This window comes from Paratractidigestivibacter sp. (assembly GCF_963660155.1).
Taxonomy (GTDB): Bacteria; Actinomycetota; Coriobacteriia; order Coriobacteriales; family Atopobiaceae; genus Paratractidigestivibacter.
In genome coordinates this window covers 1-12,965 of record NZ_CAVKWG010000026.1, presented here as the reverse complement: position 1 = coordinate 12,965, position 12,965 = coordinate 1, and the positions used below count along the sequence as shown (strand labels likewise).

Here is a 12,965-nt window from a genome sequence, read left to right as displayed (position 1 = left end):
CACTCGATGTGCCCCTGGTCGCTAGCGCGACTCGCGGAAATACGGCTTGCCGCAGGCCTTGGGGCCGCCGTGCCTTGATCCGAAGAACACGAGCGCGACGATGGTGAAAATGTACGGGATCATCTTGAAGAACATGACCGGGGCGGACTGGAAAGACGCCTGAAGGGCCACGTTGAGGCCGTCGAAGAAGCCGAAGAGCAAGCTCGCGAGCATGACGCCCACCGCGCTCCAGCGCCCGAAGATGACGGTGGCCAGGGCGATGAACCCGCGGCCGGCGACGATGCCGTCGGTGTAGATAGGGGTGTAGCAGATGGTGAGGAACGCGCCGCCCGCTGCCGCCAGAGCGCCGCACAGGGCGCAGGCGAGGTACTTGACCGCGATGACGTTGATGCCGAGGGTCTCGGCCGCCTGGGGGTTCTCGCCGACGGAGCGGAACGACAGGCCGAAGCGACACCGCTTGAAGAAGAACGCGACGAGGGGCACGAGCAGGAAGGTGATGTAGGCGAGTGCCGATTGGTTGAAGAGGCCGTTGCCGATGATGGGGATATCGGATAGGCCGGGGATCGCGATGCTCGCCATCTGGGCGCCCGTTGCGTTCTCGGAGTTGGAGCCGACGAACAGGTTGTAGCCGAACAGCGCGATGGCCGGGGCCAAGATGTTCACGGCCATGCTCGTGACCGTCTGGTCGGAGCACAGGGTGATGGCGCAGAAGGCGTAGATCATATTGATGGCCACGCCGGCGAGCATGCCGACGAGCAGGCCCAGCCAAAGATTGCCGGTGGCCTTGCCCACGGCGAAAGCGACGAAGGCGCCGACGGCCATGATGCCCTCGAGGCCGATGTTCACGAGGCCGGCCCGCTCGGAGAAGACCTCACCTAGGGCCGCGAGCAGGATGGGCACGGCGCCCATGGCCATGGCCCTGACGATGGTGGGGAGTGCGACCATGAAGTCCATTACGCGCTCACCTCAGCTTTCTTGTCCTTGGAGAACATCGCGGTGATAAAGGCCTTCACCTTGGGAAGCTTGACCATGGCCATGCCGGCCACTGCGAAGATGATGATGAGGCCGCGGATGATGTCGACGATGGCGGTAGGCACACCGATGACGGACTGCATCATGGTGCCGCCCGTGGAGAGCATGCCGAAGACGATGGCGACGACGATGGAGGCCGCGGGGTTGAGCTGGGCGATCAGCGCGATGGCCACGCCGTCGAAGCCGAAGCCGGAGCCGAAGCCGTCGGCCAGGCGGAAGGGGGTCTTGCCGAAAAGCTCCACGGCACCGCCGAGGCCCGCCACGGCGCCGGAGATGACGAAGGCGGCAAGAACCAGGAAGCGCACCGGGAAACCGTTGACGCGCGCGGCGGTGGGGTTTAGGCCCACGGCGCGGATCTTGAAGCCGAACGAGGTGCGAAAGATCAGGTACCACAGGAAGATGCCCAGGATAATGGCCACGATCACGCCGGCGTGCGCGGGGCCGATGTCCACGAGGTGGGCCGACTTGGGCATGGCCGGCGTCTGCGGCAGGCCCTCGTCGGAGTAGACGTTCTTGTAGAGGAACTCCATGAAGTACAGCGCGATGTAGTTGAACATGATCGTCGTGATCATCTCGTTCAGGCCGCGCGTGATCTTGAGGATACCCGGAAGAAGGCCCCACAGGCCGCCGAAGATGATGCCCATGACGAGGGCGACGAGCAGCGCCGGCACACCGTCGAGGCCGAAGGTGATGACCGCGTAGGCCGCCGCGCAGCCGCCCATGATGAACTGACCCTCGCCGCCGAGGTTGAAGACGCCGCACTTATAGGCAAAGACGGCCGTGAGCGATGTGAAGATGAGCGGGCAGGCGCGCTCGAGCGTCTTGCCGATCTTCGAGAGGTCGCCGACCGAGCCCTGTAGCATGGCCGCGTAGCCCTCGATGGGGTTCTTGCCGAGGCACACGATGATGACGGCGCCCACAATGAGGGCGAGCAGCATCGATACGACCGGGGTGAGCACCATGAGGCGCTGCTCGCGGCGCTGCTCTTCGTTCACGGCTCCGCGACGGGGCGTCTTCGGTTCCTTTTTGCCCTGGGAGAGGGCCTGGTTGTTCTTGATTTCTGCCATGTGTATCCCCTCCTACTTTCCGGCCATGGCGAGCGAGATCTCCTTGATGGGAGGGTTCGCGCCGGGGTAGGTGCCCATGATCTGGCCCTCAAAGAGGACGGCGATGCGGTCGGAGAGCTTGAGCACCTCGTCGAAGTCCGCCGAGATGAGAAGCACCGCGCAGCCCGCGTCGCGCTGGGCGATAATCTGATTGTGGATGAACTCGGTGGCACCGATGTCCAGGCCGCGCGTCGGGTAGACGGCGATGAGGAGCTTGGGGCGCGCATCGAGCTCTCGAGCGAGGATGACCTTCTGCTGGTTGCCGCCCGAGAGGCTGCGCGCCGTCTGCTCAACGGAGGTGCAGCGGATATCGTTCTCGTCGCGCAGCTGCTCGGCGTACTCGCGGATGGCGTCGAGCTTGAGCCAGGCGCCGTGGCCCACCGAAAAGCGGTCGGACTCGGTCTGCTTGAGGACGAGGTTCTCGGCGATGGTCATGTCGCCCACGAGGCCCATCTTGTTGCGGTCCTCGGGGATGTTGCCCATGCCCTGCTCGATGAAGTTCGAAGGGGTGTAGAAGCCGATGCTCGCGCCGTCGGGGCCCGCGACCTCGCCGCCCTCAGGCTTGATGAGGCCGGTGACCAGGGAGGCGAGCTCGGACTGGCCGTTGCCGTCAATGCCGGCAACGCCCAGGATCTCGCCCTTGTGGATGGCAAGGCTAACGTCGGTGAGGCCACCGTGTTTGACGCCCGGGCGGTAAGAGACGCCCTTGAGCTCGAAGGCGACGTCGCCGGGGTTCTCAACCTTGACGTAGGTGCTCTCGGTGAACTTCTGACCGATCATGAGGTCGGCGAGCTCCTGCTCGGTGGTGTCGGCCACCTTAACGGTCTCGACCGACTCGCCGCGGCGAAGAACCGTGACGTAGTCGGAGATGCGCATGACCTCGCGCATCTTGTGCGAGATGAAAATGATCGACTTGCCCTCGGCGGTGAGCGAGTGCATGATGTCGAACAGGCCCTCGACCTCGAGGTCCGTGAGAACCGCCGTGGGCTCGTCGAGAATGACGAGGTCGGCGCCGCGGAAGAGGACCTTCATGATCTCGACGCGCTGCTGCATGCCGATGGACATGGCGCCGACCTTCTCGTCGAGGTCGATCTCCATGCCGTAGCGCCCCATGAGCTCCTCGACCGTCTTGCGGTCGTCGGCGAGCTTAAGCAAAGGCGAGCCGTGGCGTTTGTCGCCCAAGATGATGTTCTCGAGTCCGGTCATGTCGTCGATGAGCATGAAGTGCTGGTGAACCATGCCGATGCCCTGCTCGACGGCGATGCCGGGGCTCGTGATCTGCACCTCCTGGCCATGCAGGAAAATCTTGCCCTCGGTCGGCTGATAAAGGCCGATGAGGACATTCATGAGCGTGGACTTGCCGGCGCCGTTCTCGCCCAAAAGCGTGTGGACCTCACCTTCCCCTACGGTAAGGTCCACATCCTTGTTGGCGTAGAACGAGCCGAAGCGCTTGCTGACTTTTTCCATCCTCAGCAGTTCCGCCACGTCATCCTCCTCTCCTTGGTAGGTTCTCGCGCAGCCCGCTGGTCGTCGGGATGACGCGCTTACGCTGATTCGTGCCTAAAGATAGCGTTCTAACGTGACGCTTCGGTTTCGGGCTTACACCCGTTTGACGCCAATTTGTTAAGCAAAAGTTGCAGGGTGTCTAACTGATTTTCTGATTTCCCAGTTAAACAGCGCGTCTGACGTCTGTGGTTTATACGACGGATGTAATGTGATTATTTTATGAGAGCGTAGAGCCTAGTCGCAAGGGTCGATTGTTGAACCCATGTATAAAACCGCAGGTCGTTGTAGTTAAGAATACGCAACGTTCCAAGGTCCGGTCGGCACGGACTCAGCCCCGTAATTTTCGGTTGTGGCCACGCCGCCCCTCGCGCGCCTCTTTTTTACGGTTGTGGCCACGGGCGTTGGCCACAACCGTCGGTTTCGGGGCTAATCTGACGACAAGAAGGCCACAAACGTCGGTTTCGGGGCTCGGAACGGCCGCGTCGGCCACAAACGACGATTGCCGGGCTCCCGAGGCCGAGCGCCGCCGCGCCGCCCTAGTCGCGGTGCGCGCGGCGGCTGTAGAACGTATCCGACAAGGGCAGGCTCGGCCGGAGCTTGCCGTCGAGGGCGAAATAAGCGTTGGCCACGGCGGGCGCGGCGGGGATCGTGGCGATCTCGCCGATGCCCTTACCACCGTAGGCCACAGGCAGCTGCTCGTCTTTCTCCACGTAGATGGCGTGGATCTCGGGGATGTCGTCTGCGCGGAAAAGCCCCAGCGTGCCGTACTTGGCCGTGGGCACGCAGTCCTTGAGCGGCCAGTCCTCGGTGAGCGCGTAGCCCATGCCCATGAGCACACCGCCCTCGATCTGGCCCTGGATGGCGATGGGGTTGATCACGCGCCCGGAGTCGTGCGCCGCGTGGAACTCGGAGGCGCGCCCCACCTCGTCCAGCACGCAGACGTGCGCCGCGAAGCCGTAGCAGATGTGGCTCTTGGCGTTCGGCACGTCGGCGCCCAGCTTATCGGTCTGCTCGAAGTACTCGTAGAAGAACTCGCGGCCCTCGAGCTTGGCGAGGCACGCCGCAGGGTCTGCCGGCACGCGGGCATGGCCGGGGATAAGCTCCTCGGCCGGCACCGTGTACTCGTGCCCGTCCTCGAAGCGGAAGGTCTTGCCGTCGCCGCCCGCGCGAACCTGGCCCATGGGGACCTCTTCCCCCCGCTCGACGGCAAGCATGGCGTCGCGCAGCAGGAACGCCGCGCCGCGCACGGCCTCGCCGGTGACGACGGTCTGGCGCGAGCCCGAGGTGGTGCCGGAGTCCGGGGCGTTCTCGGTCGAGCACTCCCCGTTGGCTATACAGCGCCTGGGCAGCCCGCAGGCCTCGGCGATGTCCTGCGTAAAGACGGTGTTGCATCCCTGGCCGATGTCGGAAGTGGCCGCATAGGCCACGGCCACGCCGTTCTCGACGCGGATGTTGCAGCGGCCCTTGTCGGGAAGGCCCACGCCCACGCCCGCATTCTTCATGGAACACGCGATACCCGCGCGCTCCTGGTTCTGGTAATAAACGTCCTTCACGGCCTCGAGGCACTCCTTGAGCGCCGTGGAGCAGTCGGCGATCTGGCCGTTGGGCAGCACCTCGCCCGGCTCGATGGCGTTGATGTAGCGGATCTTCCACGGGTCGATGCCTGCCTTCTTGGCAAGAACGTCGATGAGCGACTCGAGCGCGAACTCAGACTGGCACACGCCGAAGCCTCGGAAAGCGCCGGCCGGCGGGTTGTTCGTGTAGTAGCCGTAGCCGCGGATGTCGGTGTTCTGGTAGGTGTAGGGGCCGACGGAGTGCGTGCAGGCGCGCTCGAGGACGGGCCCGCAGAGGCTCGCGTAGGCGCCCGTGTCGAAGTTGATCTCGCAGTCCATGCCCGTGAAGCGGCCTTCTGTGTCGCAGCCCAGCGTAAAGGTGCCGCGCATGTAGTGGCGCTTGGGGTGGAAAACCAGCGACTCGGCGCGCGTGAGGAAGCACTTGACGGGGACGCCCAGCTTATACGCCGCGAGGGCCGCGAGATGCTGGACGCTCACGTCCTCCTTGCCGCCGAAGCCGCCGCCCACGAGCATGGTCTGCACGACCACGCGCTCGGGCGTCGCGTCCCATCCGAACATGTGGGCGCACTCCTTGCGGGTGTCGTAGGCGCCCTGGTCGGTGGACCAAATCTTGACGCCGTCCTTGTAGGGCGCGGCCACGCAGCACTCGGGCTCGAGGAAAGCGTGCTCGGTAAAGGGCGTGGTGAAGGTCTGGGTCGCGGTGAAGGCCGACTCGGCGAGCGCCTTGGCCGCGTCGCCGCGCGTCACGTGGCGCTGCTGGCAGATGTTGTTCTGCAGCACCACGTGGTTGCCGAAGGCCTCGAAGCTCTCGTGGATAAGGGGCGCGCCCTCGGCCGCGGCCTCGTCGATGTTGCGCACGGGCTCAAGCTCCTCGTAGGACACCTTGACGAGTTTCTTCGCCTTCGCGAGCGTCGCGCGGTCGCGGGCCACCACGAGCGCAACGGCGTCGCCCACGCAGCGGGTCACGTCGCCCTCGGCGATCATGACGTCCCAGTCCTGGATAAGGTGGCCCACCTGGTTTACCGGCACATCGGCCGCGGTGAGGACGGCGAGGACGCCGTCGAGCGCGCGGGCCTTCTCGGCATCGATGGAGAGCACGCGGGCGCGGGGGTACTTTGAGCGCACGGCCGACGCGTAGGCGAGGCCGGGGAAATCGCGCTCGTCGAGGTCGTCGGGGTATTTACCGAAGCCGAGGACCTTGCGGCGCACGTCGGTGCGGAAGATCTTCTTGCCGACGCCGTAGTCGGCGCCCTCCTCGGCCGCCGGGTCGATGGCCTCTTCGCCGCGCAGGATGGCCGCGGCCTTCTTGATGCCCACGATGATGCGCTTGTAGCCCGTGCAGCGGCAGATGTTGCCGCGGATGGCCTCGGCGATCTGGGGCGCCGTCGGGTCGGGGTTGCGGCGGATGAGCGCCGCTCCCGCCAGCACCATCCCTGGGATGCAGAAGCCGCACTGCACGGCGCCGACCGTGCCGAACGCATAGACAAAGGCCTCCTGCTCCTCGTGGGCAAGGCCCTCGATGGTCACGATCTTGTGGCCCACGGCGAGCTTGGTGGTGAGGACGCACGACTTGACGGCGCGCCCGTCCACGATGACGGTGCAGGTGCCGCACGCACCCTCAGAGCAGCCGTCCTTGACGCTCGTGAGGCCCAGGTCGTCGCGCAGGTAGCGCAGGATGGACTTGTTCTCGGATGTGACGTGCTCCTCGCCGTTGATGAGCAGGCGATATTCCTCGGCCATGGGTCCCTCCCTCCTACTTCTGCGCCAGGATGCCGAAGGCGTCGCGGATGACGCCACGCGGGCACTTGGCCGCGCACATGCCGCAGGCGATGCACGCGGACCAGTCGATGACGGCGCGGTTGCCGACCACGCGGACGGCGCCGGCGGGGCAAGCTCGCTCGCAGGCGCCGCAGGCGATGCAGCTCGAGGCGCACAGCTTGCGGGCGGCGGGGCCGGCGTCGGTGTTCGAGCAGCGCGCGGTTATGTTGAAGCGGCGCTCGACCATCTGGATGATGTCCTGCGGGCAGGCACGGGCGCAAAGGCCGCAGCCGATACAGGCGTCCGCGTCCACGCGGGCAACGCCGCGCTCGTCGAGCTTGACGGCCCCTTTGCGGCACGACGCCTCGCAGGCCCCGCAGCCGACGCAGCCCTGCTCGCAGAACCCGTTGCCCGTGCAGCCGCCGTTGCACATGACCACGGCGACCGGGCGCGGGCGGGAGGGCTTCTTTGGCTTGGCCGCGACGGCGGGCCTCGCGCCGGGAATCGCCTCGGGCGCCTTAGCAAAATCGCATTTCTTGTTGTCGTAGGCCATGTGAATCGGTCCCTCGGCAAGAAATAAATGGCTGGTAGATGCGTTAGCTCAAAATCGGACAACGGTCAGGTCGATTTCGGGGCGGCGAGGGCTGAGGCCCCCGCCGTCCCGTGGGGGGCTACTTAGCGAGCAGGTAGGCGTAGGAATCGCGCACGGCGCGGATGGTCAAACGCACCTCCTCGGGCAGGCCGCAGGCGGCGTCGTCGACGTCGTACGCGGCGCACGCGCCGCCGATGCGCACGAGGAAGGAGCCGTCGGGCTGCGGCAAGAAGCCCTGGTTCTCGGAGTTGCCCATATCCTCGGCGCTCCAGAAGAGGGTGAGCTTGTCTTTGTACGGACGGCCGCTCCACGGGCAGAACACGGCGCAGTTGCCGCACTCGTTGCACATGCCGTCGACGTGGACGACCTGGTGCTGGGCCAGACCCGGCACGGTAATGGAGACGTTCGCGCGGTTGGGGCAGACGTCGCAGCAGGCCTCGCAGACGGTCGCGCAGCCAAGGCAGCCGGAGCCGCCCTTGGAGCAGGCCTCGCAGCCGACGCGCAGCTCGCCCTTGGCGGCGTAGGAAGCGTCCTCCTGGCCGGCGCGGACGTTCGCTGCGGCGTAGGCCGAGAAATCGACGCCGAGCATCTGCTTGGCGACCTCCTGCGCGTCGGCGACGGCGTCGACGAAGCGCGCGGGCCCGCGGCGGCAGTCGCCCGCGGCCCAGACGCCCTCGACGCCCGTGGCCACGCCCGCGGGGCGGCCTCGGCGGTCGACCTCGACGCCCGCGCCCGCATAGAGCTCGCCCTCGATGTGCTCGCCCACGGCGCAGATCACGGCCGTGGCAGGCACCCCGACCGTCTCTCCCGTGGCCACGGGGCTTCGGCGCCCGGACTCGTCGGGCTCGCCCAGGGCCATCTTGTCGCAGGTCAAGACGCCGCTGGCCACGGCCTTCGGGGCAAGAAGCTCGCAGAGCTCCACGCCCTCGGCCAGCGCCTCGGCGAGCTCCTCCTCGTCGGCGGGCATGTAGCGCTTGGTGCGGCGGTACACGATGCGGACGTTCTGCACGCCGGGCAGGCGCTTGGCCACGCGGGCGGCGTCCATGGCGGTGTTGCCGGCGCCCACGATGACGACGTCGGAACCCAGGTAGGAGAGGTCCTCTCCCCTCTTGGCGGCCCCGAGGAACTCGAGGACGTCGATCTCGTCGCCGGACTCAAGGCCCACCTGGCCGGGCGCCCAGGCGCCGCAGGTCACGACCACGTCGGTGTAGCCGGCGGCCTTGAGCTCGGCCACGGAGGCCACCTCGATGCCCGTCTGCACCTTCGTGCCGTACGCCAGGCAAAGCTCGACGTCGCGGTCGATGTCGGCGTCGGCGATGCGGAAGGCCGGGATGATGTGGCGCGCCACGCCGCCCAAAGTCTCCTTGCGCTCGAGGATGGTCACGTCGGCGCCGGCACGCGAAAGGAAGAAAGCACAGGCCAGGCCAGCCGGGCCGCCGCCGACGACGGCGACCTTGTGAGCACTCGCGCCCGCGACTGCGCGCGGCCCCTCGGCCTTGATGGCCGCCAGCACCTCGTCGATGCCGCCGCGGGCGGCCGCGAGCTTGGACGCGCGGATGGCCGCGCCCTCGGGCTCGTAGAAGGCGCGCATGCACTTGGTGCCGCAGGGGTGCGGGCAGAGGTTGCCGGTGATGAAGGGCAGCGCGTTTCTCTCGGCCACGATGGCGAGCGCGTCGGTCAGGCGTCCCTCGTCAACGGCGGCCAGGTAGGCGGGGATGTCCTGCTCGATGGGGCAGCCGTTGCGGCAGGGAGAGGTAAAGCAGCTGGTAAGGGGAAGCGGCCAGTCGAGCTTGTGCGCGGGCACGGGCTTCACGGGCTTTTGGTACTTGTGGTCGGCCGCCACGGAGGCGTCGAGCGCGGCCACGGAGGCGACGTCCACGCAGTCCTTGCGCGGGGCGCCCGCGAGCAGGCCCGCGATCTGGCTGAAGCGCTCGTAGCCGCCGGGCTTGAGCACCGTCGTGGCCATGGTGATCGGCCAGATGCCGGCCGCGTAGAGCTCGTTGATGTTGCGGGCGTCGGCGCCGCCGGAGTAGCTGATGCGGAGCTTGCCGTCGAACTCCTCGGACACGCGGTGCGCGAGCGTGATGGTGAGCGGGTAGAGCGAGCGGCCGCTCATGTACATCTCCTCGCTCGGCAGCTCCTTGCGGGTGACGTCGACCGGGAAGGTATTGGTCAGCTTGACGCCGAAGGCGAGGCCGCGCTCGGCGGCGAGCTCGATCAGGCGGCGGAACATCGGCACCGCGTCGGCCCACTGCAAATCCTCGCGGAAGTGCTTGTCGTCGAAGGCCACGTAGTCGAAGCCGAGCGAGTCCAGGCGCGCGCGGGCGTAGTCGTAGCCGAGCAGCGTCGGGTTGCACTTGATGTAACAGTTCAGGCCCTTCTCGGAAAGAAGGTAGGTGGCGATGCGCTCGATCTCGGCGGGCGGGCAGCCGTGGAGCGTGGACTCGGTCACGGAGGCAGAGACGTGCGGGCTCACAGAGTCAATGAAGGCCTGGTCAACGTGGGTAAAGCGATCGAGGTTGGCGCTTGCCCACGCGCGGCACTCGGCCCACACGCCCGTGCCGCTCGCGTCCTTCATGTTCTCGATGTAGGAGTCGACCTTCTCGCTCTTGATGCCCTCGAGGTCGTAGCCCACGCTCATGTTGAAGACGAAGCCGTCGGCGTCGCCGAGCCCGAGCTCGCGCGAGAGGAGCTTGCAGGCCCACCAGGCCTTGATGTACTCGTCTTGGGCCTGCGCAACGGTGAGCTCCGTGGACCACTCGCAGTTGTAGCACTCATCCTCGGCCACGATGCAGGGCTTGGCCACGCAACGAGAGAGCTCCTCGCCGTCCATGATCTGCACGGTCTTGAGCTCGAAGAAGCGCGCGCCCGCCACGTAGGAGGCCACGATGTTCTGCGCAAGCTGGCTGTTGGGGCCGGCGGCGGGGCCGAAGGGCGTCTCGATCTTCTCGGCAAAGATAGGCTCGGCGCCGCCCTCGTGGCGGTAGACCTTGCGGATGCCGAAGATCGAGCCCTTCTCGGCATGCTCGGTGAGGATCCAGTCCATAAGCTGCGCGAACGGGATCGGCCTCATGACGTCGCTCATATGAGCTCCTCTCCTGCCCGGCCAAGACCGCGTGGACGGGCGGTTTTCGTGCCGCGTCCCCCGACGCGACGTTTGCGACCCCGCGGAGGTCGCGATCACACAAGCAATGCGCCGCAGGTCAGAAGGCCTGCCTCGCAAAACCTAGGCGTCAGGCGCCTACGGGCGCCCCTCTAGTACTCGCGCCCGTTCAGCGTGCCCCAGAGCTTCTTCGACTGCTCCATGGTCCACGCGTTGATCTTCTCCTCGTCGAAGGCGACGAACTCGCGGTCCTTGTACAGGACGCGGCCGTTGACGATGGTGGTGCGGCAGTTCTTGCCCATCATGCCGAAGAGCATGTGGCCGTCGATGTTCTCGTCCGAGAAGGGCGTGAACGGGTTGTAGTCCATGACGATGACGTCGGCCGCGGCGCCCGGGGCCAAGATACCCAGCGGGCGGCCGAAGTACTTGGTGGCCATGGCGGGGTTGTTCTTGAAGAGCATGTCCATGTCCTCGCACCAGCCGACGTTGGGCATGGCGGCGTTGTGGCGCTGGATGATGAGGAAAACCTTCAGGCTCTCGAGCATGTCGTGGGTGTAGGCGTCGGTGCCCATGCACACGGGGATGCCGCGGCGGAAGAACTCGAGCACGGGCGCGCAGCCCACGGCGTTGCCCATGTTGGACTCGGGGTTGTTGACGAGCCAGGTGCCGGTTTCCTTGATGATGTCCATCTCGGCGGGCGTGACGTGGATGCAGTGGCCGAGCATGGTGTCGGGGCCGAGCAGGTTGTGCTGCAGGAGGCGCTCGATGGGGCTAATGCCGCCGCGGTTCTGGCGAGAGTCCCAGACGTCGTTCATGCCCTCGCAGACATGGATGTGGAAGCCGGTGAGGCCGTTGTTGGCCTCGGCCATCATGTCCATGGTCTCGTCGGAGAGCGTGAAGGTGGCATGTCCGCCGAACATGGCCGCGACCATGTGGTTTCCCTCTTTGCGGGCATCGGCCGCCCACTGGGCGAACTCGGCGTTCTCGCGGATGGACTCGTCGCGCTTCTGGGTCCCGCGGCGGTCGGAGGTCTCGTAGCACAGGCAGCTGCGGATGCCGAGCTCCTCGGCCGCGTCCTTGATGGCGAAGAGCGAGCCCGGGATCTCGCAGAAGCTCGCGTGGTGGTCGAAGATGGTGGTCACGCCGTCGCGTAGCGAGTCCAGGATGGTGGCGTAGGCCGACGCGCGGGTGCCGTCGAGGGTCAGGTTATCGTCGATCTTCCACCACTGCTGCTCGAGGTTCTCGAGGAAGTTCGTGGGGTTGCAGCCCTTGATGGAAAGGCCGCGCGCGAGGCCCGAGTAGATGTGCGTGTGGCAGTTGATGAGGCCCGGCATGATGACGCCGCCGTGGGCGTCCACGTAGGAGCAGCCGATGGCCTGGGCGCGAAGCTTTGCCTCGGGGCCCACGGCCACGATGGAGTCGCCCTCGATGAGGACGGCGCCGCCGTCGATGTAGGGGTTCTTTGCGTCTCGCGTGATGACCCGTCCGTTGCCGACCAGAAGCATGGTGCTCTCCTCTCCTCGCCGCCGCGGTGCCGAGTGGCCCGTGATACGACCTTGTGCCAGTATTCCCGAGGTTTCTTGCCAAACGCCGCCCAATAGATCGGATTGCGGCCATCGGTGGGTTCGCGTCCGTGTGCGGGCGGCAAGAAACGAGGGTATAGCTGGATTGATTCTGCCTGAGCGCGGGCGCGCGCGGCACCACGACTCGACGAGCGCACCTGCTTCAGAAAATCTGTTATTTACAATGACTAATTGTTATATCTGCAGGTTTATGGGGTGTGATGGCCACTGAGCGAGGTGTTTGCTATTCGGTAAACGGTAGATGAACCCGCGGGCGGCGCGTGTTGCGTTGCCGCGGGCGGTGAGGCGCGTTGCCGCGGGCGGCGCGCCGGGGTTGCCGCGGGCGGCGCGCCGGGGTTGCCGCGGGCGGCGCGTGTTGCGTTGCCGCGGGCGGCGCGCAGCGTTGCCGTGTGCGGCGAGGCGCGTTGCCGTGTGCGCAAACTGAGGTGTTAATCTTTGCCTAACAAAAAGTTAGGTCGAGTGGGCTATCGTTGTATTTATGATGATTCAACGCCTACGGTGAGCTGCCGCGGGTTCGGTCCGGGCACCTTGCCCACGCTATATACGGAGTGTTTGCCATGCAGGAGAACCACCTCGACTTCTACAAGCGCCTCGGGCACGCCATCGCGCTGCAGTTCGGCAGCGGGTGCGAGGTCGTCATCCACGACCTCAAGGCGAAGGACCCCGACCACTCCATCGTGTGGATCGAGAACGGCCACGTGACCGGACGCA

The 12,965-nt window shown here is 66.2% G+C and carries 8 protein-coding genes; 1 reads left to right on the top strand and 7 read right to left on the bottom strand.

What is annotated here, in order from left to right:
- Positions 1–21 precede the first annotated feature (21 nt).
- From U5709_RS04355 to ssnA, 7 genes are all read right to left on the bottom strand, one after another.
- On the bottom strand, positions 22–954 hold the full coding sequence (locus U5709_RS04355) for an ABC transporter permease (protein WP_321972163.1): 933 nt from the start codon (positions 952–954) through the stop codon (positions 22–24).
- Entirely contained in the window at positions 954–2,099 is a 1,146-nt protein-coding gene (locus U5709_RS04350) for an ABC transporter permease (protein ID WP_321972164.1), read from the bottom strand. Before U5709_RS04350 ends, U5709_RS04355 begins: the two co-directional genes overlap by 1 nt.
- Before the next feature lie 12 nt (positions 2,100–2,111).
- Positions 2,112–3,623: an ABC transporter ATP-binding protein gene (locus U5709_RS04345; protein ID WP_321972165.1), complete on the bottom strand. Its 1,512-nt coding sequence runs from the start codon at positions 3,621–3,623 to the stop codon at positions 2,112–2,114.
- A gap of 557 nt (positions 3,624–4,180) precedes the next feature.
- On the bottom strand, positions 4,181–6,958 hold the full coding sequence (xdh, locus tag U5709_RS04340) for a selenium-dependent xanthine dehydrogenase (RefSeq protein ID WP_321972166.1): 2,778 nt from the start codon (positions 6,956–6,958) through the stop codon (positions 4,181–4,183).
- Between the two features lie 13 nt (positions 6,959–6,971).
- The gene (locus tag U5709_RS04335) at positions 6,972–7,529 is read right to left on the bottom strand and encodes a 4Fe-4S binding protein (protein WP_321972167.1); all 558 of its coding nucleotides are present in this window, start codon (positions 7,527–7,529) and stop codon (positions 6,972–6,974) included.
- Positions 7,530–7,647: 118 nt separating this feature from the next.
- Positions 7,648–10,653 carry a putative selenate reductase subunit YgfK gene (ygfK, locus tag U5709_RS04330; RefSeq protein WP_321972881.1) on the bottom strand — a complete coding sequence of 1,002 codons (3,006 nt, stop codon included), beginning with the start codon at positions 10,651–10,653 and terminating at the stop codon, positions 7,648–7,650.
- A 170-nt stretch (positions 10,654–10,823) separates the two neighbouring features.
- The gene (ssnA, locus tag U5709_RS04325) at positions 10,824–12,176 is read right to left on the bottom strand and encodes a putative aminohydrolase SsnA (protein ID WP_321972880.1); all 1,353 of its coding nucleotides are present in this window, start codon (positions 12,174–12,176) and stop codon (positions 10,824–10,826) included.
- Positions 12,177–12,811: 635 nt separating this feature from the next.
- On the opposite strand from ssnA, the gene U5709_RS04320 reads away from it, so the two are divergent.
- A partial coding sequence (locus U5709_RS04320; protein WP_321972898.1) for a PAS domain-containing protein occupies positions 12,812–12,965 on the top strand: 154 nt, incomplete at its 3' end.